Consider the following 23,075-nt stretch of genomic DNA (forward strand, 5'->3'; position numbering starts at 1 on the left):
TCTAACCACGGCAAGCCCAGCTGAAAACCGATAAGATTGCGCAAACTTGTCAGAAAAACTCACAGGTAAAATGGCCCACGACCTCCCTCCCCTCAACGCCCTGCGGGCTTTCGAGGCTACCGCACGGCTCAACAGCGTCAGCCAGGCGGCCGAAGCGCTGCACGTCACCCATGGCGCCGTCAGCCGGCAGATCAAGGTACTTGAAGAGCACCTGGGCGTCGCGCTGTTCGTGAAGGACGGGCGTGGCATCAAACTCACAGATGCCGGCGTACGTCTGCGCGATGCAAGTGGCGAAGCTTTCGATCGCCTGCGCAGCGTGTGCGCCGAGCTCAGCCACAACGTCAGCGAGGCGCCGTTCGTGCTGGGCTGCTCGGGCAGCCTGCTGGCGCGCTGGTTCATCCCGCGACTGGGGCGGCTGCAGGCGGATTTACCTGAACTGCGTCTGCACCTTTCGGCCGGTGAAGGCGACCTGGACCCACGGCGGCCAGGGTTGGATGCGCTGCTGGTTTACGCCGAGCCGCCGTGGCCGACGGACATGCAGGTGCATGTACTGGCCGAGGAGCGCATCGGGCCGGTGCTCAGCCCGCATTTCGCCGGTTTCGAGCGCTTGCATGGCGCGCCGGCCAAGGCTTTGCTGGACGAAGCCTTGCTGCACACCACCTCGCGCCCGCAGGCTTGGCCGACCTGGGCGCTGGAACAAGGTTTGGAGCCGGCGGCCCTCCACTATGGCCAGGCCTTCGAGCACCTGTATTACCTGCTGGAAGCTGCCGTGGCCGGGCTGGGTGTGGCGATTGCGCCGCAGCCGCTGGTCGCTGACGACCTGCGAGCTGGCCGTTTGAGTGCGCCGTGGGGCTTTTCACCTACCCCTGCGGCATTGGCACTGTGGGTGCCCAGGCGCGCCGCGGACGGGCGCGCCGAGCAGTTGGCGCAGTGGCTAAGGGCGGAACTGGCGCGACAGGGCGCTTAGTTGCGTTTGCACATCAGGTACGCCGCCAGCAAGCCTAGCGCGCCAATGGCAACGCCGGCAGTCGTGTACGGGTGTTCCTGGGCATAGTCGCGGGTGGCGATGCCGGTCTGGCGGGTGCGGTGCTTCACTTCCTCGTAGGCATCGCTCAACAGATGGCGAGAATGACGCAGGGCACTCTCGGCGTTGCTGCGGATTGCCTTCACCGATTTCTGGGACTCCTCCGACGCATCATGCTTGAGGTTTTCCAGGCTTTTCAGAAGGCTCTCGATCTCCGCTTCCATGCTTTCCAGGGACGTTCTACGCAGCGAATTGCGGTGCATGTTGACTCTCCTTTGCAGTATGGACTGTAAGGATTGCGACCTTGGGTCCGCGGGAAAGTGCGATCGAACTTTCGTCAATGGTGACCGCTCGCAGGTAAACCAGGCCTGCGCTGCTAGGCTCAATCTCACCATCATCCGAGGAGAGCGCTCATGACCGATCATCACACCTACAAGAAGATCGAGCTGGTGGGGTCTTCGACCACCAGCATCGAAGAGGCGATCAACAATGCCCTGGCCGAAGCCGGCAAGAGCATAAAGCACCTGGAGTGGTTCGAAGTGATAGATACCCGTGGCCATATCCGTGATAACAAGGCGGCGCACTTCCAGGTCACGCTGAAGGTCGGCTTCCGTATCGCCAATAGCTGAAACACTGCCGGGCTGGATGAGCCCGGCATGATGGGGTATTTAGGGAGGGGGCGCCTTGGCGGGCGCCTTTTCTGATTTCATCTGCACAAGGAAAGCGAGTGATGAACAAACTGATTCTGGCGCTGGGCCTGATGACCCTGGCCGGTGGTGCGCTGGCGGCGGGTAAGCCGTGCGAGGAGCTCAAGGCAGAGATTGCGGCCAAGCTGGATGCCAAGGGGGTCACCGGCTACAAGCTGGAGATCGTCGACAAGGGCGACCCGGCCGGCAAGGTGATTGGCAGCTGCGAGGCTGGTACCAAGGAGATTGTGTACCGCCGCGGCTAATATGCTGGCCTCTTCGCGGGCTCGCCCGCTCCCACAGGCATATCACAGGCCTGAGAGCGACGCTGTACCTGTGGGAGCGGGCAAGCCTGCGAAGAAGATCACGCGGTCTTGAGAGCCTGCGCCATCAGTTCATAGGACCGAATCCGGTCCGCATGCTCATACAAATCACAGGTGAAGATCAGCTCATCTACCCCGGTCTGCTCCAGCAGCACTTCCACCTTGGCCCGCACCTTCTGCGGGCTGCCAATCATCGCCAGGCCGAGGAAGCTACCCACCGCGTCCCGTTCATGGGGCAGCCACAGCCCATCCATGCTTTCCACAGGCGGCTTCTGCATCAGGCTCTGCCCGCGAATCAGCGCGAGGATGCGCTGGTACACCGAAGTGGCCAGGTACTCGGCCTTTTCGTCGGTTTCCGCCACCACCATGGGGATGCCCAACATCACATACGGCTTGTCCAATGTGGTCGAGGGCTTGAAGTGGTTGCGGTACACGCGGATCGCCTCGTGCATGTAGCGCGGCGCAAAGTGCGAGGCGAAGGCGTAAGGCATGCCGCGCATGCCGGCCAGTTGAGCGCTGAACAGGCTAGAGCCGAGGAGCCACATCGGCACCTCGGTATCGTGCCCTGGCACGGCGATCACTTTTTGATCATCGGTACGCGGGCCGAGGTAGCGTGACAGTTCCTCGACATCGTCCGGGAAGTCATCCGGGCCGCCGGCGCGGTCGCGGCGCAGGGCGTAGGCGGTCATCTGGTCGGAACCCGGTGCGCGGCCCAACCCCAGATCGATGCGTCCCGGGTACAGGCTGGCCAGGGTGCCGAACTGCTCGGCGATCACCAGCGGCGCATGATTGGGCAGCATCACCCCGCCAGAGCCCACGCGAATGCTCGAGGTCCCCCCGGCCAGGTAGCCGATCAGCACCGAAGTCGCCGAGCTGGCGATGCCGTCCATGTTGTGGTGCTCGGCTACCCAGAAGCGGTTGTAGCCAAAGCGCTCGACGTGCTGCGCCAGGTCCAGCGAGTTGCGCAGCGACTGCGCCGGGCCGGCGTCGGCGCGTACCGGCACCAGGTCGAGGGTGGAAATCTTCAGGTCACGCAGCTGCGTCATGGAGCCTCCGCAAAGGTGTTTGGCCCACAGGCCTTTTCAACTCTGTATGGGCACATTCGACGGATTCAATGCTTGCCGTGCGATTGCTCTGAACTTGCCGTAGGCGGCTGACCTCTGAAGCCATAAGCATGTAACCCGAGACCAGGAGGCATCATGAAAAAGACAGCATCGGCGATCTGGCAAGGTGGCCTGAAGGACGGTAAAGGCCTGCTTTCTACCGAAAGTGGCGCGCTAAAGCAGAACCCCTACGGCTTCAACACCCGTTTCGAGGGCTCGCCCGGTACCAATCCGGAGGAGCTGATTGGTGCGGCGCATGCCGGCTGTTTCTCGATGGCGCTGTCGATGATGCTGGGCGAAGCGGGGTTCACCCCGGACAGGATCGACACCGCTGCCGAAGTGACACTCGACAAGCAAGCTGATGGCTTTGCCATTACGGCGGTGCATCTGGTGCTCAGGGCCAAGGTACCTGGGGCGAGTGAAGCGCAGTTCTTGCAGATCGCCGACAAGGCCAAGGCCGGGTGCCCGGTGTCCAAGGTGTTGAACGCGAAGATCAGCCTGGATGCAGCGCTGGTGGGTTGAAGCAGTGCAATGAGGGCGGTTTGCTGTAGTCTAAACAGCGTCGGCAGCACGCTGCCCTTTCAGGAGCCGTTTCATGATTCGCGTAGCAATCACCGTGTTGGCTTCCCTGGTCGCCACATCTGCGTTGGCGGCGGTCAAGCCGTGCGAGGAACTCAAAGCCGAGATCGAGGCCAAGATCCAGGCCCAGGGGGTTTCTTCCTATACCCTGGAGATCGTGCCCAACAGCGAGGTCAAGGACCAGAACATGGTCGTCGGGACCTGCGATGGCGGGACCAAGAAGATCATTTATCAGAAGAATGATCGGTAGGTTCCAGAGCCTGGGGTTGCGAAGCAGCCCCATATCAAGGAATGCAGAACACCTCGCTAGGCTCGTTCACCACCACCTTGCGGCTGCCGTCATACAGTAGCACCTGCGGCTCCATCACCGGCGCCCGTGCCTCCAGGCGATAGCGCTCACCGGCCTTGAAGTTGTCAAAGCGCACAGTCAGGTAGCAGGTACGATCCCGGGGCTGGGTCATGAGGCCGCCACCGTAGATCTCGTAATCGAAGCGCACTACCAGTTCGTGCTTGCCCGGCGTCACCTGGAAGTAACGGCCATCTTCCAGGCGCTTGCCGTCGAGGCGGTCGGCCATGATCACCCTGCCGGGAGTCATGGTGTACAGATCGACCCAGGCCTGCTTGGGGTCGACGGGCGGCAAGGGGCTGGCGCATGCCCCCAGTGCACTGAGGGCGATCAGCATCATGGGCTGGCGCATGGCAAGACTCCCACTTGCGACTTATAGGCTACAAGCATAGCGCCGTTTGTGCGTTTCAGGTGCGCTGGCAGCCTGCAGGCGAGCCCTGGCCAACCAGCTTTTGCTGACGGTCATAGAGTTTGATCCAGGGGCGGAAGCCGATGCTGCCAGCCTGCAACTGGTAGCGCTGGCCGGCACTGAAATCCTTGAAGGTCAGCTTGACCTGGCAATCCCGCCACAAAGGCTCCTCGACCGGGCCGATATTGCTGGGGGTAACCGGAAACTGGTAGCGCACGGTCAGCTCGTGGCTGCCGGGCTGTACTTCGAAGTAACGGCTATCGGCCCAGTCGCGTTCGTCTACCTGCACAGCGTGCAGCGAGGTGTTGTCGTAGGGCGTGAGGTCGATCCAGGCCTGGTTCGGGTCCGGGTCTGGCAAGGTCGAACAGGCGGATATCAGCAGCAATGAGCCGGTGACCAACAGTGCACGCATGGCGAAACGCCCCCTTGGCGAGATAGTCTTGGAGTGAATCGGCCTTGAGCGAGTCAGACAGTTCCGGATGCTTCGACTTATTCTTATGCAGCGCTCAGGCCCTGGGCCACTCGACCTTGTTTTCACCCGTTTGGTTCCCCTGCTGGCGGTGCTCCTGCTGAACGGTTGCAGCAGCGCCGCCTACTATGGGCAGTTGGCCGAGGGCCAGTGGCAGCTGCTACGCGCACGGCAGCCGGTGGAGCAGGTATTGGCCAATCCGGCCACTTCGGCGCAATTGCGCGCGCGCCTGGAACACGCCAGGCAGGCGCGGGTATTTGCCAGCCAGCAGCTGAAGCTGCCGGACAACCGCAGCTACCGGGTGTATGCCGACATTGGCAGGCCCTATGTGGTGTGGAATGTGTTCGCTACCCCCGAGCTGTCGTTGCAGCCAGTGACGCACTGCTTCCCGATCGCGGGGTGTGTGGCCTATCGCGGTTATTATCAGCAAGGCGCGGCACGTGGGGCGGCGGCGTTGATGCGCCAGGACGGCATGGATGTGTACGTGGGCGGCGTGGAGGCCTATTCGACTCTGGGCTGGTTCGACGACCCTATCCTGTCGTCGATGGTGGGCTGGAGCGACGAGCGCCTGGCCACGCTGATCTTCCATGAGCTGGCCCACCAGCGCTTCTATGTGCAGGACGACACCGAGTTCAACGAGTCGTTTGCTTCCTTCGTCGAGCAGGAAGGCACGCGGCAATGGCGCGTGGCGCGGGGCATGGCTGCCTCTGGCGGGGAGCAGGGGCAGCAGCGTGAGCAGTTCATCCGGTTGGTACTGGCCAGCCGCGAGCGGTTGCAGGCGATTTATGCCGGGCCTCTGGATGATGTGCAGAAGCGGGCGGCCAAGCAGGCGGAGTTCGAGCGGCTTAGGCGGGAATACCGGCAGGTGCGTGATGCCCAGTGGGGTGGTGACAAGCGCTATGACGCCTGGATGTATGGACCGATGAGCAATGCCAAGTTGCTGCCGTTCGGTCTGTATGACCAGTGGGTACCTGCGTTTGCGGCGGTGTTCCGTGAGGTGGGTGGGGACTGGGCGCGGTTTTATCAGCGGGTCGAGCAACTGGGGCGGTTGCCGATTGAAGAGAGGAAAGTGGCGTTGCAGCGGTTGATGGTGAACCTGTGAGAATTGGGGCCGCTTTGCGGCCCATCGCGACACAAGGCCGCTCCTACAGAAGATACGCGATCGCCTGTAGGAGCGGCCTTGTGTCGCGATGGGCTGCAAAGCAGCCCCCAGGGCCATCAAGCCTTGAGGAAAGCCTGATGCATCTCGGCCAAGGTAGCAAAGTGGTAGGCCGGCTCTTCCGCCACCAGTTCTTCCTGGCTACCAAACCCGTACCCTACCGCCACCGCCTGCAAGCCATTGCTGCGCGCACCGATCAGGTCATGCTTGCGGTCGCCGATCATCAGCGTCTGCGCCGGGTCCAGCCCTTCTTCATCAAGCAGGTGGCGAATCAGCTCGACCTTGTTGGTGCGCGTGCCATCCAGCTCACTGCCGTAGATCACCTTGAAGTGGTGGTCGAAGGCGAAGTGCCGGGCGATTTCACGGGCGAACTTCCACGGCTTGGAGGTGGCGATGTACAGCGTGCGGCCCTGGCCGTTCAGGGCCTCGAGCAGCTCCGGCACACCTTCGAACACCAGGTTTTCGTACAGGCCGGTGACGCTGAAGCGTTCCCGATAGAAGTTCACCGCATCCCAGGCCTTGGCTTCGTCGAAGCTGTAGAACTGCATGAAGGCCTGCAGCAGGGGTGGGCCGATGAAGTGCTCGAGGCGGGTCAGGTCCGGCTCATCGATGCCCAGTTTGGCCAGGGCATACTGGATCGAGCGGGTGATGCCCTGGCGCGGGTCGGTCAGGGTGCCGTCCAGGTCGAAGAGGATGTTTTGCTGGTGCATTTGCGGGTTCCACTTTGAATGCTGCGTGGTCTTCTTCGCGGGTAAACCCGCTCCCACAGGGATATCACAGGGCCTGAGGCCGGCGCCGTACCTGTGGGAGCGGGTTTACCCGCGAATGCGGTCATTCCGGTTGGTCGTAGCCTTCGGCCAGGTGCTGGTCCTTGAGCTTCACGTAGTTACTGGCGCTGTAGGCGAAAAATGCGTGTTCCTGGTCGTTCAGCAACCGGGCCTGCTTCACCGGGCTGCCCATATACAGGTACCCACTGACCAGGCGCTTGCCCGGCGGCACCAGGCTGCCGGCGCCGATGATCACTTCGTCCTCCACGATGGCACCGTCCATGATAGTGCTGCCCATGCCGACCAGGATGCGGTTGCCCAGGGTGCAGCCATGCAACATGACCTTGTGGCCGATGGTCACTTCGTCACCGATGATCAGCGGGAAGCCGTCCGGGTTGAACGGGCCTGCATGGGTGATGTGCAGCACGCTGCCGTCCTGCACGCTGGTACGCGCGCCGATGCGGATGCGGTGCATGTCGCCGCGTATCACAGTCAAAGGCCATACGGAGCTGTCTTCACCGATTTCCACGTCGCCCAGCACTACCGCCGATCGGTCGACGAAGGCCCTGGGCCCAACTTTCGGAGTGTGTTGCTGGAAGCTTCGGATGGCCATGATCGCGTCTCTCATCTGTGCCGATAGGCAGGCTGCCTGCTGCGGTCGGCGTCGATTGTAATTAAGATGGGGCAGTGTTTCTTCTGCCAAGGTATCCAAACCGTGAGTGCGAACAACCCGCTTCTGCAGTCCTACGATCTGCCGCCCTTCTCGCAAATCCGTGCCGAACACGTGTTGCCGGCGATCGAAGCGATCCTGGCCGACAACCGTAAAGCCATTGCCGAGATCCTCGAAAAGCAGGGCAAGAACCCTACCTGGGCTGGCCTGGTGCTGGCCATGGACGAACTGAATGACCGCCTGGGCGCCGCCTGGAGCCCGGTCAGCCACCTCAATGCGGTGTGCAACAGCGCGGAGCTGCGCGAAGCCTACGAGTCTTGCCTGCCGGCGCTTAGCGCCTACTCTACCGAACTGGGCCAGAACCGTGCGCTGTTCGAAGCCTACCAGGCGTTGATCGACAGCCCCGAAGCCGCCGGCTTCGATGTGGCGCAAAAGACTATCCTCAAGCACGCCCTGCGGGACTTCCGCCTGTCGGGTATCGACCTGTCGGCGGATAAACAGCAGCGCTACGCCGAAGTGCAGAGCAAGCTCAGCGAGCTTGGCAGCCGTTTCTCCAACCAGCTGCTCGACGCCACACAGGCCTGGACCAAGCATGTTACCGACGAAGCCGCGCTGGCCGGCCTGACCGATTCGGCCAAGGCGCAGATGGCCGCGGCCGCCCAGGCCAAGGGCCTCGACGGCTGGCTGATCACCCTGGAATTCCCCAGCTACTACGCGGTGATGACCTACGCCAGCGACCGCGCCCTGCGCGAAGAGCTATACGCGGCCTACTGCACCCGCGCCTCGGACCAGGGCCCGAATGCCGGCCAGTTCGATAACGGCCCGGTGATGCAGGAAATCCTTGACCTGCGCCAGGAGCTGGCCGAACTGCTGGGCTACAAGAACTACGCGGAGCTTAGCCTGGCCACCAAGATGGCCGAGTCCAGTGACCAGGTGCTGAGCTTCCTGCGTGACCTGGCCAAGCGGTCCAAGCCGTTCGCCGCCCAGGACCTGAAGCAGCTCAAGGCTTATGCCGCCGAGCAGGGCTGCCCTGAGCTGGCCAGCTGGGACGCCGGGTACTTCGGCGAGAAGCTGCGCGAGCAGCGCTACAGCGTGTCGCAGGAAGCCCTGCGTGCCTACTTCCCGATCGACAAGGTGCTGGGCGGCCTGTTCAGCATCGTGCAGCGCCTTTACGGTATCGAGATTGCCGAGCTCAAGGGCTTCGACAGCTGGCACCCGGATGTGCGCCTGTTCGAGATCAAGGAAAACGGCCAGCACGTCGGCCGCTTCTTCTTCGACCTCTACGCGCGCGCCAACAAGCGTGGCGGCGCCTGGATGGATGGCGCGCGTGACCGTCGCCGCACAGCCGCTGGCCAGTTGCAGAGCCCCGTGGCCAACCTGGTGTGCAACTTCACCCCAGCCGCGCCCGGCAAGCCGGCTCTTTTGACCCACGATGAAGTCACCACCTTGTTCCACGAGTTCGGCCACGGTCTGCACCACATGCTGACCCGCATCGAGCATCCCGGTGTATCCGGCATCAACGGCGTGGCCTGGGACGCGGTCGAACTGCCGAGCCAGTTCATGGAAAACTGGTGCTGGGAGCCGGAAGGCCTCGCACTGATCTCCTCCCACTACGAAACTGGCGCCCCCCTGCCCCAGGACCTGCTGGACAAGATGCTGGCGGCAAAGAACTTCCAGTCGGGCATGATGATGGTGCGCCAGTTGGAGTTCTCGCTGTTCGACTTCGAGCTGCATGCAACCCATGGCGACGGCCGCAGCGTGCTGCAGGTGCTCGAAGGCGTGCGCGACGAGGTGTCGGTCATGCGCCCACCGGCGTACAACCGCTTCCCCAACAGCTTTGCGCACATCTTCGCTGGTGGTTATGCGGCGGGCTACTACAGCTACAAGTGGGCCGAAGTGCTGTCGGCCGACGCCTTCTCGCGCTTTGAGGAAGAAGGCGTGCTGAACGCCGAAACCGGCCGTGCCTTCCGTGAGGCGATCCTGGCACGTGGTGGTTCGCGCGAGCCGATGGAGCTGTTCGTCGACTTCCGTGGCCGTGAGCCTTCCATCGATGCATTGCTGCGCCATAGTGGCCTGAGCGAGGACGCTGCAGCATGAGCGAGGTAGCCGTGAACAAGACCAAGAAACGCTTCATTGCCGGGGCGGTATGCCCGGCGTGCAGCGAGACCGACAAGCTGATGATGTGGAACGAAGACGGCGTACCGCACCGCGAGTGCGTGGCCTGCGGCTTTACTGACACCCTCAACGAGCAGGGCTTGTCGGTGCCGAAGGAGCTCGGCACCCGGGTCAACCATCTGGAACCGAAAGCCGCGCCGGCCAAGGTACAAACGGTGCAGTTCTTCCCCAACCCGAAGCTGAAGAAACCGGCTGAATAAAGCCGTCATGCCGCCCGGGTTCGTGCCCGGGCGGGCATGCCCCGGGTGGTAGATAGTCAGGCCACCTGCTGCACGCTGGCCATGCAAGCTCGCCTGCTCTTCTCTACGAGCAAGGTGTTGCACCATGGATAACCCCCTTCTGCAAAATAGCCGTATCCCCGTCGATTATTCGTCGATCACGCTTCAAAACATGCAGTTTGCCTTCGACCACGTGCTGTTGGCGCACGAGCAAGGCATCGAGCGCATCATTCGCGAACAGCAGGCACTGCCAACCTGGGATGACATGGTGCTGGCGGTGGACGGGCTGGATAGTCAGCTGCTGACGGTGTTGTATGCCGCCTCGCCATTGGTTGGTCGGGATCAAGCCTGGGCCGGTGCCATCTTCGACTTCTTCGCCAAGGCCACGGAGCGGTTCGAACAGAAATTCGCCAATTCAGCACTGCAGGCCCTGTATGAGCGCTTGGCCAACAGCGACATCGGCAAGCAGCTGGATGCCCAGAAACGCGCCACGCTGCGCTGGCATCTGCACAAGTTCACCTCCAGTGGTGCATCGCTCGACCCCGCAGGCAAGGTACGCCTGGCCGAACTGCTGAAACGGATTGGCGCTGCGCGCGAGGCGTTTCGCGGCAACATCAACCGGCCAGGGCTGAGCATTACGGATGAGTCCGAACTGAGCGGTGTACCTCAACGCATCCGTGACGAGCTGGCTACCAGGGCACAGGAGGCGGATGCGCCGGGTTGGTTGATTGCATGTGAAAGCGTGACTACCGACGCCGTGCTCAAGCATGCCGACAACCGGCAGCTGCGTGAGCGCGTATACCGGGCTTACAACACCCGAGGCGTCGGCCTTGGCCAACAGCAGGATAATCGCTCGCACCTGGAGCAACTGGCGAGGCTGCTGGACGAAAAGGCCCACTTGCTCGGCTTTGCCAGCCATCTGGAGCAGAGCCTGCATTCGAAGAGCGCGGGTTCGGTTGCCCAGGTGCGCGGCTTTCTTCATGACCTTGCCGACCATGTGCGGCCGGCCGTGCTGCAGTGGCGTGCAGATATGCAGCATCAGGCCGCAGCCAAAGGTCTGGAGAATATCCAGCCCTGGGACATTGCCTATCTGCAGGCCTCGTCGCGCGAGGTGCTTTCCACCGAAGCCTTGCGCGAACACTTCCCGCTGAATGCCGTGGTCAGTGCATTGCAGCAGTTGGCGGAAAAACTGTTTGGCGTAGCGCTGCTGGCCAAGCCGCTGGCAACCTGGGATGACAGCGTGCAACCGTTCGAGGTGTGGCAGGACAACGCCTTGATCGGTTTCCTGTACCTGGACGCCGTACAGCATGCCGGTAAGCAACCTGACTCGGTGTTCACCACCTACATTCGCAACCGCCGGGTCGATGCCGAGGGAATCTTCCAGGCGGCCTCGGTGGTGGTCTACAGCGACGTGCCTGCAGCGCTGCCGGGTAGCCAGCCGTTACTGGACCATCTGTCACTGCGCAAGCTGTTCCATGAGTTTGGCCATGCTTTGCATCATTTGCTGGTGCGCACGACCAACCACGTGATGTCCAACGTCACCGAACTCGGTACCGATGGCGTGGAACTGTTCGGCAAACTGTTTGAGCGCTGGGTCTGGGACGCGGATTACCTGGTGGCGATTTCTTCGCCACTTCAGGATGGCAGCAAGCTTTCCCGGGCCCGGGTCGATGAATGCCTGCGCCGCTTGCGGCAGCAAGGTGTGGAGGAAACCGCGCGCGACCTGAGCATGGCGCTGTTCGACCTGGACCTGCATGGCACACCGAACGATGGCCGATCCCTCGAGCAGCGCCTGGGTGATGCCCGTGAGCTTTGTGGCTACTGGCCCTTGGCCGATTTCGAGCACCCGGCGCATGCCTTCGACCATCTGGTAAACGGCTACGATGCCGGTTATTACGCCTATCTGTGGTCGGACGTGCACGCATTCGACCTGTTCACCCGCTTCGAGGCCCAAGGCCTGCTGGACCGGGCCACAGGCCGGGCGCTGCAGGAGACATTGCTTGCCCCTGGGGCATCGCGACCTTTACGTGCCGGCATTGAGGCGTTTCTCGGCCGGCAGTCAAGCCAACTGCCCTTCCTGCGTTGGCATGGCCTGAAGTGAGAGTGGGCTGACCGGAGGTGCTGGAAAGAATCAGGCATGCGCGATACTGTACATGAATACAGTATCCGAGGTAGGCCATGATTCCTCCAGCACCGCAAAAGGGCCGTGGCACGGCGCACAATCCGCACAACCGCTTTGCCCCCAGCCATTCGGTGGCGGAGGATGACGGCTGGTATCAGGAGGTGCCGCAAACCCAGGGCACCGAGGTACGGGTAGAGACGGCCAAATCGGTGATCAGCCGCAATACCTCGCCCGACCTGCCCTTCGACCGTTCCATCAACCCATACCGTGGCTGCGAGCACGGTTGCATCTACTGCTATGCCCGCCCTTCCCACGCTTACTGGGACCTATCCCCCGGCCTGGATTTCGAGACAAAGCTGATTGCCAAGACCAACGCCGCCGAGGTGCTTGCGCAACAATTGAGCAAACCGGGTTACGTGTGCGCGCCGATCAACCTGGGTTCCAATACCGACCCGTACCAGCCGATCGAACGTGAACAACTGCTGACCCGGCGCCTGCTCGAAGTGCTGCTGCGTTTTCGCCACCCGGTGACCATCGTCACCAAGGGGTCGCTGGTGCTGCGCGACCTCGACCTGCTGGCCGAGATGGCTCGCCAGCGCCTGGTGCGGGTGATGATCAGCCTGACCACGCTGGACGATGACTTGAAACGGGTGCTGGAACCGCGTGCGGCGTCACCCAAGGCGCGCTTGCGGGCGATCCGCGTGTTGCGCGAGGCGGGAGTGCCGGTGGGCGTGTTGTGTTCGCCGATGATTCCGATGATCAACGACAGTGAACTGGAACGGCTGCTGGAGGCGGCGAGGGAGGCAGGTGCACAGAGCGCAGCCTACATGATGTTGCGCCTGCCGCTGGAAGTGGCACCGTTGTTCGAGCAATGGCTGCAGGACCATTACCCGCAGCGGGCGGCGCATGTATTGAGCCTGATCCGCCAGAGCCGCGGCGGCGAACTGTATGACAGCCGCTTTGGTGCGCGCATGCGTGGTGAAGGCGTGTTTGCCGAGTTGCTGGCGCAGCGTTTTGCCAAGGCCATGAAGCGGCTGGAGTTCAAAGGGCGAGAAGCGCATGCGCTGGATTGTTCGGCGTTTTGCCCGCCGGGTGGGCAAATGGCGTTGTTCTGATGCTTGAGCAGAGCACGGTCTTTGTGGGAGCGGGCGCGCCCGCGAACACCGGCGCAGCCGGTGCCATGTACCGAGTTGCCTCCTTCGCGGGCACGCCCGCTCCCACAGGTTCTGCGCAGGTTCCGGGTTCCCACGTGTGGCGCATTGCCAGCCATCAATGCAACTAATTCAAGTTGATAATTGCAGTAATGGCTCTTGGCAGTTGATGTTTTTTTGCTATTATCCAATACCCGCCTTTCTCATCTGGAACACCCGTTCTAGAGCCTTCGAATTAAGTTTCAGTTAAGTTTTCCCCGCTAGCGTAGGAAATCAGTCTTCACCGACTGTGATCTATGGCCCGTGCGTGTCATCTAAATCCCTGCATAGCCAGAATCTTTCACCGGTAAAATGGATTTACCTACACACCGTCAAGAGGATGAATCATGCCCGTCAAGGACCCATCCAAGGTCGTACCGCAGGTCCCCGCGGAGAGCGCCGATGCCGCCCTGAAGCACATCGTCGACGGCTTCCTGCGTTTTCACCATGACGTATTCCCCGAGCAGCAAGAGCTGTTCAAGAAGCTCGCCACCGCGCAAACCCCGCGAGCCATGTTCATCACCTGCGCCGACTCGCGCATCGTTCCCGAGCTGATCACCCAGAGTTCGCCTGGCGACCTGTTCGTGACCCGTAACGTCGGTAACGTGGTACCGCCGTATGGCCAGATGAACGGCGGCGTTTCCAGCGCCATCGAATACGCCGTACTGGCGTTGAAAGTGCATCACATCATCGTCTGCGGCCACTCCGACTGCGGCGCCATGCGTGCCGTACTCAACCCGCAATCGCTGACCAAGATGCCGACCGTGTCCGCCTGGTTGCGCCACGCCGAAGTGGCCCGCACCGTGGTCGAGAACAACTGCTCGTGCGGCAGCGAACATGAAACCATGCAGGTGCTGACCAAGGAAAACGTCATCGCCCAGCTGCATCACCTGCGCACCCACCCTTCGGTGGCTTCGCGCCTGGCAGCCGGTGAGCTGTACATCCATGGCTGGGTCTACGACATCGAGACCAGCAAGATCGAAGCCTACGACGCCGCCAGCGATACCTTCCTGCCCTTGGCTGCTGGCGAGCCGGTCCCCTGCGCTACTCCGAGAGGCCGCTACTAAGCGACCCATCCACCCGCTGGAACCTTGATAGCCGGCTGCACCCCGTAGGGGTGTGGCACGGCCTTCGGCTGCCTTGAATTCCCTGACTGCCTTGCCGGCACTCCCGCTGGCGGCCCGCGCCTGCGCGCTCGTCAGGGGCAAACGTGCCCACGGCCAGGGGAATGGCTGTGTGACAAAGAAAGGAGAAACACGGTGAACATTACACAGTTGAAAGCGGCCCTGCCGCGTGAGTTGCTGGCGTCGGTGGTGGTCTTCCTGGTGGCACTGCCGTTGTGCATGGGCATTGCGATCGCCTCTGGCATGCCACCGGCCAAAGGCCTGATTACCGGCATTATCGGCGGTATTGTCGTAGGTTTCCTCGCCGGTTCGCCGCTGCAGGTCAGTGGCCCGGCCGCAGGTCTGGCGGTATTGGTATTCGAGCTGGTACGCCAGCATGGCATGGCCATGCTCGGGCCGATCCTGCTGCTGGCCGGCTTGCTGCAGTTACTGGCCGGGCGCCTGCGCCTGGGCTGCTGGTTCCGGGTTACCGCTCCGGCGGTGGTGTACGGCATGTTGGCGGGGATTGGCGTGCTGATCGTGCTTTCGCAGGTGCATGTGATGTTCGACACCGCGCCGCAGCCATCCGGCATGCAGAACCTGCTGGAGTTCCCGGCGACCGTGGCCGCCGCCCTGCCGCAGGAAAGCGCCGGCTCTGGTTGGATGGCCGGTGCGCTGGGCCTGGGCACCATCGCCATCATGTGGAGCTGGGAGCGGCTGCGACCGCAGCGGCTGCGCTTCGTCCCGGGTGCCCTGCTGGGTGTGTCGGCCATGACGGCCATCAGTATCTGGCTGGCTTTGCCGGTGAACCGCGTACAGGTGCCGGCCGACCTGTCCGAGGCCATCGACTGGATCCGCCCTGGTGACCTGATGCAACTGGCCGACCCTACCTTGTTGGTCGCCGCTTTTGCCCTGGCCTTCATCGCCAGTGCCGAAACCTTGTTGTCGGCTGCAGCGGTTGACCGCATGCACAGCGGCCAGCGTTCGGACTTTGATCGTGAACTGTCGGCCCAGGGCATCGGCAACATGCTGTGCGGGGTGCTCGGTGCGTTGCCGATGACCGGGGTGATCGTGCGTAGCTCGGCCAACGTGCAGGCGGGTGCGCAGACCCGGGCTTCGGCGATCTTCCATGGCCTCTGGCTGTTGGCGTTCGTGGTGGCGCTGAGCAGCGTGCTGCAGCAGATCCCGGTGGCTAGCCTGGCGGGTGTGCTGGTGTTCACCGGGGTCAAGCTGGTGGATTTCAAGGCGTTTCGTGGGCTGGGCCGCTATGGCCGCATGCCGATGTTCACCTACGCGGCGACGGCGCTGGCGATCATCTTTACCGACCTGCTGACCGGTGTATTGCTGGGCTTTGCCCTGACCTTGCTGAAGCTGGCACTGAAGGCGGCGCGGTTGAAGATCAACCTGGTCAGCCTGGAAAAGGCTGGGCACATGGAATTGCGGCTTAGTGGCGCGGCCACCTTCCTCAAGGTGCCGGCGCTGACCCAGGTGCTGGATAGCGTGCCGGCGGGGACTACGCTGCATGTGCCGCTGGGTAACCTGAGCTATATCGACCACTCGTGCCTTGAGCTGCTTGAGGATTGGGGGCGCAGTAATTCGGCCAATGGGTCGCGGTTGCTGATCGAGCAGCGGCGCTTGAAGCGGCGGATCGAGGGGCGGATGCGGACTACGGCCGGGGTTGGGGCCTGAAGCTGAAAGTCTGTATCGCCTGAACTGGCCTCTTCGCGGGTAAACCCGCTCCCACAGGTACTGCACAGGCTATGAACCCTGTGGAGTACCTGTGGGAGCGGGTTTACCCGCGAAGAGGCCGGGACAGGAACTTCAGGCCGGCTGGCCCAGCTCCACCCCCAGCTGCCGTGACAGGCACGGCCAGCGCTTCCAGGCCGCGCCCGTTTCCGGGCTGCTCAATTTCTCGCGGTAGGCCTCCACCGACTCCACCGCGAAGCTTTCGTCGTTCAACATTTCATCCACCGAGTGGTGCACCACTTCATCCAGCTGATTGGCAAACGTCTCGCCAATCAACTGGTGGGCAATCAGGTTGGCGACGGTGGTGTCGACCGGGATCAACGGTTGCTGGAAGTGGCGGATGTACAGGTCGTTCACCTCTTCCACCAGGCGGTGCGCCAGGTAGGCCTCATCCAGCAGGCAGTCCAGGCCCACATGCCCTTGCATCACGCTGGGCGGCTGCAGGAAGTAGGCTTCGGCGATTTTCAGTACAGGTTTGATCTGCGATTCGATCCCGGCCTCGCGGGCGACCTCATGGGCGGCCTCAAGCAGTTCCGGAACCTGTTCGATGTAGGCGCTGACGAAGCGCGCCAAAGTACCCTGGGCGTCCTGCTCAGGCAGTTGGATCGAGGGGTGCAGGTGGGGCAGTTGCAGCTCGAGACGCTTTTTCAGTTGGCCGGTCTGGCCTTCGTGTTGATGGGCTTGGCTTACCTGCTCGCGTACAGCAGCGATGTTCATGACAACTCCAGGGACATTACGTTTCAAACGGAAGACACTAAATTAGCTCGGTATACAGAATACCTAAGACGCATTTGTTATAAGTCGCGCAAACGTGTGCATGCTCAGGTATATCGAAAAGCCATTATTGTGCCATGCCGTGTCAAGCGCGCGGTTTTCAGGCCATTCAGCCATTTCATGAAGTTCATTTCACGGGCTTCGTTGCGTGCCGTTGGTCGCTGTCTATACTCCCGGTGAACGTGATTCGTTGATGAGGCCCGACTGCTTTTAGCAGGGGCTCGGTCGTCGAAGCCAGGTAGTCTTGACCACCGTTCCCTCTTGCCGCAGGCCACGCCTCCGGGACTACAAGAACGAGAAGGGGAACCCGCAATGATGCGACATCCACATGTCTGGATGGGCCTCCTGTTGTGGTCGGTTTTTGGTCAGGCCAACGCCGCCTGGACCGTGAACATGCACCCAGGCGCGACGGAAGTCTCCAACGCCGTCTTCGACCTGCACATGACCATCTTCTGGGTCTGCGTGATCATCGGCATCGTTGTCTTTGGCGCGATGTTCTGGTCCATGGTCATCCACCGCCGTTCCACCGGCCAGCAGGCTGCGCATTTCCACGAGCACACCTGGGTGGAAATCCTCTGGACCGTGGTCCCCTTCCTGATCCTGGTGGCCATGGCCATCCCGGCCACCAAGACCCTGATCGACATCTACGATGCCAGCGAGTCGGACATCGATATCCAGGTTACCGGCTACCAGTGGAAGTGGCACTACAAATACCTTGGCCAGGACGTGGAGTTCTTCAGCAACCTGGCCACCCCCACCGAGCAGATCCACAACAAGGCACCCAAGGACGAGCACTACCTGCTCGAAGTCGACCAGCCGCTGGTGCTGCCGGTTGGCGCCAAGGTGCGCTTCCTGGTAACCGCTGCCGATGTCATCCACTCCTGGTGGGTGCCGGCCTTCGCGGTCAAGCGTGATGCCATCCCCGGCTTCGTCAACGAAGCCTGGACCCGTATCGAGAAGCCCGGCATCTACCGCGGCCAGTGCACCGAGCTGTGCGGCAAGGACCACGGTTTCATGCCGGTGGTGGTCGAGGTCAAGTCAAAGGCCGACTACGACACCTGGCTGGGCGAGCGCAAGGCTGAAGCTGCCAAGCTCAAGGAACTGACCAGCAAGGAATGGACCCTGGAGGAGCTGGTGGAACGTGGTGACAAGGTCTACCACACCACCTGTGTGGCCTGTCACCAGGCCGAAGGCCAGGGCCTGCCGCCGATGTTCCCGGCGCTCAAGGGCTCGAAGATCGCCACCGGGCCGAAGGAAGCCCACCTGGGCATCGTCTTCCACGGCAAGCCCGGCACTGGCATGGCCGCGTTCGGCAAGCAGCTCTCGGAAGTCGACATCGCTGCCGTGGTCACCTACGAGCGCAACGCCTGGGGCAACAACAAGGGTGACATGGTCACGCCGAAGGACGTGCTGGCGCTGAAGCAGGCAGAAGCGCAATGAACCGGGTTACTCGCGGCAATCAATGGATTGCAGGAGACAGGACATGAGTGCAGTGATCGACGACCACGCCCACGGCCATGACCATGCGCACGGCCCGGCCAAAGGCCTGATGCGCTGGGTGCTGACCACCAACCACAAGGACATCGGCACGATGTACCTGTGGTTCAGCTTCATCATGTTCCTGCTCGGCGGCTCGTTCGCCATGGTGATCCGCGCCGAGCTGTTCCAGCCCGGCCTGCAGATCGTCCAGCCGGAGTTCTTCAACCAGATGACCACCATGCACGGCCTGATCATGGTGTTCGGTGCGGTGATGCCGGCCTTCGTCGGCCTGGCCAACTGGATGATCCCGCTGATGATCGGCGCGCCCGACATGGCTTTGCCGCGGATGAACAACTTCAGCTTCTGGCTGCTGCCGGCAGCTTTCCTGCTGTTGGTCTCGACCCTGTTCAGCCCGGGTGGCGGGCCCAACTTCGGCTGGACCTTCTACGCCCCGCTGTCCACCACCTACGCGCCGGCCAGCGTCACCTTCTTCATCTTTGCCATCCACCTGATGGGCATCAGCTCGATCATGGGCGCGATCAACGTGATCGCCACCATTCTCAACCTGCGTGCCCCAGGCATGACCCTGATGAAGATGCCACTGTTCGTCTGGACCTGGCTGATTACCGCATTCCTGCTGATTGCGGTGATGCCGGTGCTGGCCGGCGTCGTGACCATGATGCTGATGGACATCCATTTTGGTACCAGCTTCTTCAGTGCCGCCGGCGGTGGTGACCCGGTGCTGTTCCAGCACGTGTTCTGGTTCTTCGGCCACCCCGAGGTGTACATCATGATCCTGCCGGCCTTCGGCGCGGTCAGCTCGATCATCCCGGCGTTCTCGCGCAAGCCGCTGTTCGGCTACACCTCGATGGTGTACGCCACCGGCGCCATCGCCTTCCTGTCGTTCATCGTCTGGGCCCACCACATGTTCGTGGTCGGTATCCCCGTGGTCGGCGAGCTGTTCTTTATGTACGCCACCATGCTGATCGCCGTGCCTACCGGGGTGAAGGTGTTCAACTGGGTCAGCACCATGTGGGAAGGCTCGCTGACCTTCGAAACGCCGATGCTGTTCGCCATCGCCTTTGTCATCCTGTTCACCATCGGCGGATTCAGCGGGCTGATGCTTGCCATCGCTCCAGCGGACTTCCAGTACCACGACACCTACTTCGTGGTGGCGCACTTCCATTATGTGCTGGTGCCTGGGGCTATCTTCGGCATCTTCGCCTCGGCCTACTACTGGCTGCCGAAATGGACCGGCCACATGTATGACGAAACCCTCGGCAAGCTGCACTTCTGGCTATCGTTCATCGGCATGAACATGGCCTTCTTCCCTATGCACTTCGTGGGGCTGGCCGGCATGCCACGGCGAATCCCCGACTACAACCTGCAGTTCGCCGACTTCAACATGGTGTCGTCGATCGGCGCGTTCATGTTCGGCGCTACGCAGATCTTCTTCCTGTTCATCGTCATCAAGTGCATCCGCGGCGGCGCGCCGGCACCGGCCAAGCCATGGGATGGCGCCGAGGGCCTGGAGTGGTCGATCCCTTCGCCTGCGCCCTACCACACCTTCCAGACGCCACCGGAAGTGAAATAGGAACCGTGCCATGAACGGCCTTTCGCTGAAACGTCTGGTGTTGCGCCTGTTGATGCTGACGGTGGTGATGTTCGCCTTCGGCTTCGCCCTGGTGCCTATCTATGACGTGATGTGCAAGGCCTTCGGCATCAACGGCAAGACCGGAGGGCAGTACGAAGGCAGCCAGGTCAGCGACCCGACGCGTTCGGTGCGGGTGCAGTTCATGTCGACCAATGCCAGCGACATGGTCTGGGACTTCTACTCCACCGCCGACCAGTTGGAGGTCAACCCGGGTGCGGTGAACCAGATGATCTTCGTCGCCCATAACCCGACCGACCGGCCGATGAGTGCGCAAGCCATCCCCAGCATCACCCCGGCCGAGGCTGCGGCGTACTTCCACAAGACCGAGTGCTTCTGCTTCACCCAGCAGGTGCTGCAGCCCGGCGAACGCATCGAGATGCCGGTGCGCTTCATCGTCGACCGCGACCTGCCGGCCAGCGTGAAGCACCTGACACTGGCCTACACCTTGTTCGACATCACCGCTCGCCACCCGCCGGTCGCGCATGTCGCGGCCCAGGACGTCCAGGGCGCCCGTTAAGGGAAGGAGAACAGCAATGGCAAGTCATGAGCACTACTACGTTCCGGCGCAGAGCAAGTGGCCGATCATCGCCACCATCGGCATGTTCATCACGGTGTTCGGCCTGGGTACCTGGTTCAACGACATGAAGGCCGGCCACCCCGAGTCGCACGGGCCGCTGATCTTCTTCATCGGTGCGTTGTTCCTGGCCTACATGCTGTTCGGCTGGTTCGGTTCGGTGGTGCGGGAGAGCCGCGCGGGGCTGTACAGCCCGCAACTGGACCGCTCGTTCCGCTGGGGCATGAGCTGGTTCATCTTCTCCGAGGTGATGTTTTTCCTGGCCTTCTTCGGTGCGCTGTTCTACGTGCGCGTGCTGGCCGGGCCGTGGCTGGGCGGTGAAGGGGCCAAGGGTGTTGCGCACATGTTGTGGCCGACCTTCGAATTCACCTGGCCGCTGCTGCACACGCCCGACCCGAAACTGTTCCCGCCGCCCAAGGAAGTGATCGACCCGTGGCACCTGCCGCTGATCAACACCATCTTGCTGGTCAGCTCCAGCGTGACCATCACCATCGCCCACCATGCCCTGCGTCGCGGCCACCGTGGCCCGCTGAAATTCTGGATGGCGCTGACCATCGTCCTGGGCGCCAGCTTCATCGCGTTGCAGGCCTACGAGTACCACGAGGCCTATACCAAGCTGGGGCTGACGCTGGGGTCGGGTATCTACGGCGCGACGTTCTTCATGCTCACCGGCTTCCACGGCGCCCACGTGACATTGGGCACGATCATCCTGATCGTGATGTTCGTGCGCATCTTGCGCGGGCATTTCAACCCGGAGAAACACTTTGGTTTCGAGGCGGCCAGTTGGTACTGGCACTTCGTCGATGTGGTGTGGGTGGGGTTGTTCATCTTTGTCTATGTGTTGTGAATAGAGAACCCTGTGGGAGCGGGCGCGCCCGCGAATGCGTCGGTACATTCAACATCGCATTCGCGGGCATGCCCGCTCCCACAGGGTCAGGTGAAAACTTCAGAAGGGGGCGTGCGAGACCAGCTGACCACTGATGAAGCCCCAGGCCACCAGGCCGATGGTGAGGGCCGCCAGGGTCACCCGCACGGTCAGTGCCTTCAGCAAACGGGTCGAGTTTTCATCGTCCTTGACCAGAAACACCAGGCCGCTGAACAGGCTGGCAATCGTGGCCAACAGCATCAGGACAATCGCGGCCTTGAGCATGGCGATACTCCGGGGGGATGCGGTGATGTGGATAAGTATAGCGATCGGCCCGACGAGGCTCCGATGAGGCCGTTTCGTCCGGGCTGGGTACCAACCCTGGTGGTGCTTGCGCTGCTGCCGGGGCTGATCGCGCTTGGCTGCTGGCAACTCGGCCGTGCCGAGGATAAGCGCGTGCTGCTGGCCGCCTATGCCGAGCGGCGGGTCGAAGCGCCCGTGGCCACGGCCCAGCTGACAGCGAACCAGGACAATGCCTTCCGCCGCGTGCATCTCTATGGCCGCTTCGACGCCGAGCACAGCTTGCTTCTGGACAACCGCATGCGTGACGGCCAGGCCGGTGTCGAACTGCTGCAACCCTTCCATGATCAGGCCAGCGGCGTGTGGCTGCTGGTCAACCGCGGCTGGCTGCCTTGGCCGGACCGCCGCGTGCCGGTGCATTTCGATACCCCTGCCCAGGCGTTGGCGCTGGACGCTTCGGTGTATGTCGCGCCTGGTAGCACGTTCCAGCTGCACCCCGACCCTGCAGGCGGCCAGTGGCCGCACCTGCTGACTGCCGTGGATGCCGCGCAGCTATGGCAACAGCTCGATCGCGATGGCTTCGCCCATGAGCTGCGCCTGGAACCCGGCCCGGCGACCTATCGCCTGGACTGGCCGGTCGTTGCCATGGGCCCGGAAAAACACCTGGGTTACGCCGTGCAATGGTTTGCCCTGGCAACCACTTTGGTACTGCTCTACCTCTACTTCGGCTGGCACCACAACAAGGAGAAACGCCATGGCCACCGCCACTCCACTGGAAGTGCCTGAACGCAGCAAACCCAGAGCCCGCGGGCGTTTGCAGCTGCTGCTGATTCTGCTGGTGGTGCTCGGGCCGATGGTTCTGGCCACCAGCATGTACAAGCTCAAGTTCTGGGTGCCGGACGGCCGCAGCTACCACGGCGTGATGATCGGCAACGGTGAGAGCCTTTCCGATCTCGGCGTGGCGGGCCAGGACGAGCGCTGGCAGCTGCTGGTGAGCACACCCACAGCCTGTGCCGAGGATTGCCAGCGGCTGGTGTACCTGGCCCGGCAGATCCAGGTCGGCCTGGGCCGTGATGCCAGCCGTGCCAGCCATGCCCTGGCGGCCGCCCAGCCGGCAAGTGCCGATTACCAGGCGTTGCTCGGCCGCGAATACCCACAGTTGCAGCGTTACCCGCTGGATGCGCAACGCTACCTGCAAAAGGTCGGCGAGACCGGCCCGCAGCTGTGGATCGTCGACCCACACGGCAACCTGGTGCTGCGCTACGACGCCAAGGTCAACGGCAAGCATGTGCTGGACGACCTGCGCCACCTGCTCAAGCTGTCCAACATCGGCTAGGAGC

At 62.4% G+C, this 23,075-nt stretch carries 26 protein-coding genes; 18 read left to right on the forward strand and 8 right to left on the reverse strand.

Going from position 1 to position 23,075, the window contains the following annotated elements:
* Nucleotides 1-70 precede the first annotated feature (70 nt).
* Nucleotides 71-967 carry a LysR family transcriptional regulator gene (locus M1D87_RS00350; RefSeq protein WP_061305054.1) on the forward strand — a complete coding sequence of 299 codons (897 nt, stop codon included), beginning with the start codon at nt 71-73 and terminating at the stop codon, nt 965-967.
* Here M1D87_RS00350 and M1D87_RS00355 read toward each other — a convergent pair.
* Nucleotides 964-1,287: an ElaB/YgaM/YqjD family protein gene (locus tag M1D87_RS00355; RefSeq protein ID WP_003261039.1), complete on the reverse strand. Its 324-nt coding sequence runs from the start codon at nt 1,285-1,287 to the stop codon at nt 964-966. The two genes, M1D87_RS00350 and M1D87_RS00355, sit on opposite strands and share 4 nt — an antisense overlap.
* A 150-nt stretch (nt 1,288-1,437) precedes the next feature.
* Here M1D87_RS00355 and M1D87_RS00360 point away from each other — a divergent pair, with 150 nt between their 5' ends.
* Nucleotides 1,438-1,653 carry a dodecin gene (locus M1D87_RS00360; protein WP_013970282.1) on the forward strand — a complete coding sequence of 72 codons (216 nt, stop codon included), beginning with the start codon at nt 1,438-1,440 and terminating at the stop codon, nt 1,651-1,653.
* A 101-nt stretch (nt 1,654-1,754) separates the two neighbouring features.
* Entirely contained in the window at nt 1,755-1,976 is a 222-nt protein-coding gene (locus M1D87_RS00365) for a DUF1161 domain-containing protein (RefSeq protein WP_003261041.1), read from the forward strand.
* Nucleotides 1,977-2,074: 98 nt separating this feature from the next.
* Here the strand turns inward: M1D87_RS00365 and M1D87_RS00370 are convergent, their stop codons facing one another.
* Entirely contained in the window at nt 2,075-3,079 is a 1,005-nt protein-coding gene (locus M1D87_RS00370) for an LLM class flavin-dependent oxidoreductase (protein ID WP_123085441.1), read from the reverse strand.
* A 153-nt stretch (nt 3,080-3,232) separates the two neighbouring features.
* On the opposite strand from M1D87_RS00370, the gene M1D87_RS00375 reads away from it, so the two are divergent.
* Nucleotides 3,233-3,658 carry an OsmC family protein gene (locus tag M1D87_RS00375; protein WP_013970285.1) on the forward strand — a complete coding sequence of 142 codons (426 nt, stop codon included), beginning with the start codon at nt 3,233-3,235 and terminating at the stop codon, nt 3,656-3,658.
* A gap of 73 nt (nt 3,659-3,731) precedes the next feature.
* Entirely contained in the window at nt 3,732-3,965 is a 234-nt protein-coding gene (locus tag M1D87_RS00380) for a DUF1161 domain-containing protein (protein ID WP_003261043.1), read from the forward strand.
* A gap of 34 nt (nt 3,966-3,999) precedes the next feature.
* Here M1D87_RS00380 and M1D87_RS00385 read toward each other — a convergent pair whose 3' ends face one another.
* Nucleotides 4,000-4,413 carry a PA0061/PA0062 family lipoprotein gene (locus tag M1D87_RS00385; RefSeq protein ID WP_013970286.1) on the reverse strand — a complete coding sequence of 138 codons (414 nt, stop codon included), beginning with the start codon at nt 4,411-4,413 and terminating at the stop codon, nt 4,000-4,002.
* A gap of 55 nt (nt 4,414-4,468) precedes the next feature.
* On the reverse strand, nt 4,469-4,882 hold the full coding sequence (locus M1D87_RS00390; protein WP_013970287.1) for a PA0061/PA0062 family lipoprotein: 414 nt from the start codon (nt 4,880-4,882) through the stop codon (nt 4,469-4,471).
* Between the two features lie 85 nt (nt 4,883-4,967).
* Here M1D87_RS00390 and M1D87_RS00395 point away from each other — a divergent pair, with 85 nt between their 5' ends.
* Nucleotides 4,968-6,041 (forward strand): aminopeptidase, encoded by a 1,074-nt coding sequence (locus M1D87_RS00395; RefSeq protein ID WP_123085442.1) that lies wholly within the window; start codon nt 4,968-4,970, stop codon nt 6,039-6,041.
* Between the two features lie 116 nt (nt 6,042-6,157).
* Here the strand turns inward: M1D87_RS00395 and M1D87_RS00400 are convergent, their stop codons facing one another.
* A complete protein-coding gene (locus M1D87_RS00400; protein WP_085691548.1) occupies nt 6,158-6,808 on the reverse strand; it encodes an HAD family hydrolase in 651 nt (216 codons plus the stop codon).
* Nucleotides 6,809-6,929: 121 nt separating this feature from the next.
* A complete protein-coding gene (locus M1D87_RS00405) occupies nt 6,930-7,478 on the reverse strand; it encodes a gamma carbonic anhydrase family protein (protein WP_003261048.1) in 549 nt (182 codons plus the stop codon).
* 66 nt (nt 7,479-7,544) lie between these two features.
* Between M1D87_RS00405 and prlC the strand changes: the two genes are divergently transcribed.
* The 6 genes from prlC (at nt 7,545) to M1D87_RS00435 (ending at nt 16,032) form a co-directional block, all read left to right on the forward strand.
* The gene (prlC, locus tag M1D87_RS00410; RefSeq protein WP_123085443.1) at nt 7,545-9,632 is read left to right on the forward strand and encodes an oligopeptidase A; all 2,088 of its coding nucleotides are present in this window, start codon (nt 7,545-7,547) and stop codon (nt 9,630-9,632) included.
* Complete coding sequence (locus M1D87_RS00415) at nt 9,629-9,910, forward strand: YheV family putative zinc ribbon protein (RefSeq protein ID WP_013970292.1); 282 nt, start codon at nt 9,629-9,631, stop codon at nt 9,908-9,910. The genes prlC and M1D87_RS00415 overlap by 4 nt, the downstream gene beginning before the upstream one ends.
* 124 nt (nt 9,911-10,034) lie before the next feature.
* Nucleotides 10,035-12,029, forward strand: a complete 1,995-nt coding sequence (locus M1D87_RS00420; RefSeq protein WP_123085444.1) for a M3 family metallopeptidase — start codon at nt 10,035-10,037, stop codon at nt 12,027-12,029.
* Between the two features lie 77 nt (nt 12,030-12,106).
* Nucleotides 12,107-13,165, forward strand: coding sequence for a PA0069 family radical SAM protein (locus M1D87_RS00425; protein ID WP_123085445.1), 1,059 nt, complete (start codon nt 12,107-12,109; stop codon nt 13,163-13,165).
* 422 nt (nt 13,166-13,587) lie between these two features.
* The gene (locus tag M1D87_RS00430; RefSeq protein WP_013970295.1) at nt 13,588-14,307 is read left to right on the forward strand and encodes a carbonic anhydrase; all 720 of its coding nucleotides are present in this window, start codon (nt 13,588-13,590) and stop codon (nt 14,305-14,307) included.
* A 192-nt stretch (nt 14,308-14,499) separates the two neighbouring features.
* Nucleotides 14,500-16,032: a SulP family inorganic anion transporter gene (locus M1D87_RS00435; RefSeq protein ID WP_013970296.1), complete on the forward strand. Its 1,533-nt coding sequence runs from the start codon at nt 14,500-14,502 to the stop codon at nt 16,030-16,032.
* 132 nt (nt 16,033-16,164) lie between these two features.
* Here M1D87_RS00435 and M1D87_RS00440 read toward each other — a convergent pair whose 3' ends face one another.
* A complete protein-coding gene (locus tag M1D87_RS00440; protein WP_039612407.1) occupies nt 16,165-16,806 on the reverse strand; it encodes a hypothetical protein in 642 nt (213 codons plus the stop codon).
* 369 nt (nt 16,807-17,175) lie between these two features.
* Here M1D87_RS00440 and coxB point away from each other — a divergent pair, with 369 nt between their 5' ends.
* Genes coxB through M1D87_RS00460 form a run of 4 tightly spaced genes read left to right on the forward strand, consistent with a single transcriptional unit; the run spans nt 17,176 to nt 21,417 of the window.
* The gene (gene coxB / locus M1D87_RS00445) at nt 17,176-18,303 is read left to right on the forward strand and encodes a cytochrome c oxidase subunit II (protein ID WP_123085446.1); all 1,128 of its coding nucleotides are present in this window, start codon (nt 17,176-17,178) and stop codon (nt 18,301-18,303) included.
* Nucleotides 18,304-18,346: 43 nt separating this feature from the next.
* The gene (gene ctaD / locus M1D87_RS00450) at nt 18,347-19,936 is read left to right on the forward strand and encodes a cytochrome c oxidase subunit I (protein ID WP_013970300.1); all 1,590 of its coding nucleotides are present in this window, start codon (nt 18,347-18,349) and stop codon (nt 19,934-19,936) included.
* A gap of 10 nt (nt 19,937-19,946) precedes the next feature.
* A complete protein-coding gene (locus M1D87_RS00455) occupies nt 19,947-20,513 on the forward strand; it encodes a cytochrome c oxidase assembly protein (protein ID WP_013970301.1) in 567 nt (188 codons plus the stop codon).
* 16 nt (nt 20,514-20,529) lie between these two features.
* Nucleotides 20,530-21,417 (forward strand): cytochrome c oxidase subunit 3, encoded by an 888-nt coding sequence (locus tag M1D87_RS00460; protein WP_003258926.1) that lies wholly within the window; start codon nt 20,530-20,532, stop codon nt 21,415-21,417.
* Nucleotides 21,418-21,516: 99 nt separating this feature from the next.
* Here M1D87_RS00460 and M1D87_RS00465 read toward each other — a convergent pair whose 3' ends face one another.
* Nucleotides 21,517-21,720, reverse strand: coding sequence for a twin transmembrane helix small protein (locus M1D87_RS00465; RefSeq protein WP_003258925.1), 204 nt, complete (start codon nt 21,718-21,720; stop codon nt 21,517-21,519).
* 63 nt (nt 21,721-21,783) lie between these two features.
* Here M1D87_RS00465 and M1D87_RS00470 point away from each other — a divergent pair, with 63 nt between their 5' ends.
* Together M1D87_RS00470 and M1D87_RS00475 are read left to right on the forward strand one after the other, a co-directional pair.
* Nucleotides 21,784-22,521: an SURF1 family protein gene (locus tag M1D87_RS00470; RefSeq protein ID WP_123085447.1), complete on the forward strand. Its 738-nt coding sequence runs from the start codon at nt 21,784-21,786 to the stop codon at nt 22,519-22,521.
* The gene (locus M1D87_RS00475; RefSeq protein WP_023660931.1) at nt 22,490-23,071 is read left to right on the forward strand and encodes a hypothetical protein; all 582 of its coding nucleotides are present in this window, start codon (nt 22,490-22,492) and stop codon (nt 23,069-23,071) included. Before M1D87_RS00470 ends, M1D87_RS00475 begins: the two co-directional genes overlap by 32 nt.
* Nucleotides 23,072-23,075 lie beyond the last annotated feature (4 nt).

Source organism: Pseudomonas sp. SA233 (assembly GCF_054792385.1).

Coding starts and splice junctions, on each gene's coding strand:
- M1D87_RS00350 (WP_061305054.1), top strand. CDS start 71: ATGGCCCACGACCTCCCTCCCCTCAACGCCCTGCGGGCTTTCGAGGCT.
- M1D87_RS00355 (WP_003261039.1), bottom strand. CDS start 1,287: ATGCACCGCAATTCGCTGCGTAGAACGTCCCTGGAAAGCATGGAAGCG.
- M1D87_RS00360 (WP_013970282.1), top strand. CDS start 1,438: ATGACCGATCATCACACCTACAAGAAGATCGAGCTGGTGGGGTCTTCG.
- M1D87_RS00365 (WP_003261041.1), top strand. CDS start 1,755: ATGAACAAACTGATTCTGGCGCTGGGCCTGATGACCCTGGCCGGTGGT.
- M1D87_RS00370 (WP_123085441.1), bottom strand. CDS start 3,079: ATGACGCAGCTGCGTGACCTGAAGATTTCCACCCTCGACCTGGTGCCG.
- M1D87_RS00375 (WP_013970285.1), top strand. CDS start 3,233: ATGAAAAAGACAGCATCGGCGATCTGGCAAGGTGGCCTGAAGGACGGT.
- M1D87_RS00380 (WP_003261043.1), top strand. CDS start 3,732: ATGATTCGCGTAGCAATCACCGTGTTGGCTTCCCTGGTCGCCACATCT.
- M1D87_RS00385 (WP_013970286.1), bottom strand. CDS start 4,413: ATGCGCCAGCCCATGATGCTGATCGCCCTCAGTGCACTGGGGGCATGC.
- M1D87_RS00390 (WP_013970287.1), bottom strand. CDS start 4,882: ATGCGTGCACTGTTGGTCACCGGCTCATTGCTGCTGATATCCGCCTGT.
- M1D87_RS00395 (WP_123085442.1), top strand. CDS start 4,968: ATGCAGCGCTCAGGCCCTGGGCCACTCGACCTTGTTTTCACCCGTTTG.
- M1D87_RS00400 (WP_085691548.1), bottom strand. CDS start 6,808: ATGCACCAGCAAAACATCCTCTTCGACCTGGACGGCACCCTGACCGAC.
- M1D87_RS00405 (WP_003261048.1), bottom strand. CDS start 7,478: ATGGCCATCCGAAGCTTCCAGCAACACACTCCGAAAGTTGGGCCCAGG.
- prlC (WP_123085443.1), top strand. CDS start 7,545: ATGGGGCAGTGTTTCTTCTGCCAAGGTATCCAAACCGTGAGTGCGAAC.
- M1D87_RS00415 (WP_013970292.1), top strand. CDS start 9,629: ATGAGCGAGGTAGCCGTGAACAAGACCAAGAAACGCTTCATTGCCGGG.
- M1D87_RS00420 (WP_123085444.1), top strand. CDS start 10,035: ATGGATAACCCCCTTCTGCAAAATAGCCGTATCCCCGTCGATTATTCG.
- M1D87_RS00425 (WP_123085445.1), top strand. CDS start 12,107: ATGATTCCTCCAGCACCGCAAAAGGGCCGTGGCACGGCGCACAATCCG.
- M1D87_RS00430 (WP_013970295.1), top strand. CDS start 13,588: ATGCCCGTCAAGGACCCATCCAAGGTCGTACCGCAGGTCCCCGCGGAG.
- M1D87_RS00440 (WP_039612407.1), bottom strand. CDS start 16,806: ATGAACATCGCTGCTGTACGCGAGCAGGTAAGCCAAGCCCATCAACAC.
- coxB (WP_123085446.1), top strand. CDS start 17,176: ATGATGCGACATCCACATGTCTGGATGGGCCTCCTGTTGTGGTCGGTT.
- ctaD (WP_013970300.1), top strand. CDS start 18,347: ATGAGTGCAGTGATCGACGACCACGCCCACGGCCATGACCATGCGCAC.
- M1D87_RS00455 (WP_013970301.1), top strand. CDS start 19,947: ATGAACGGCCTTTCGCTGAAACGTCTGGTGTTGCGCCTGTTGATGCTG.
- M1D87_RS00460 (WP_003258926.1), top strand. CDS start 20,530: ATGGCAAGTCATGAGCACTACTACGTTCCGGCGCAGAGCAAGTGGCCG.
- M1D87_RS00465 (WP_003258925.1), bottom strand. CDS start 21,720: ATGCTCAAGGCCGCGATTGTCCTGATGCTGTTGGCCACGATTGCCAGC.
- M1D87_RS00470 (WP_123085447.1), top strand. CDS start 21,784: ATGAGGCCGTTTCGTCCGGGCTGGGTACCAACCCTGGTGGTGCTTGCG.
- M1D87_RS00475 (WP_023660931.1), top strand. CDS start 22,490: ATGGCCACCGCCACTCCACTGGAAGTGCCTGAACGCAGCAAACCCAGA.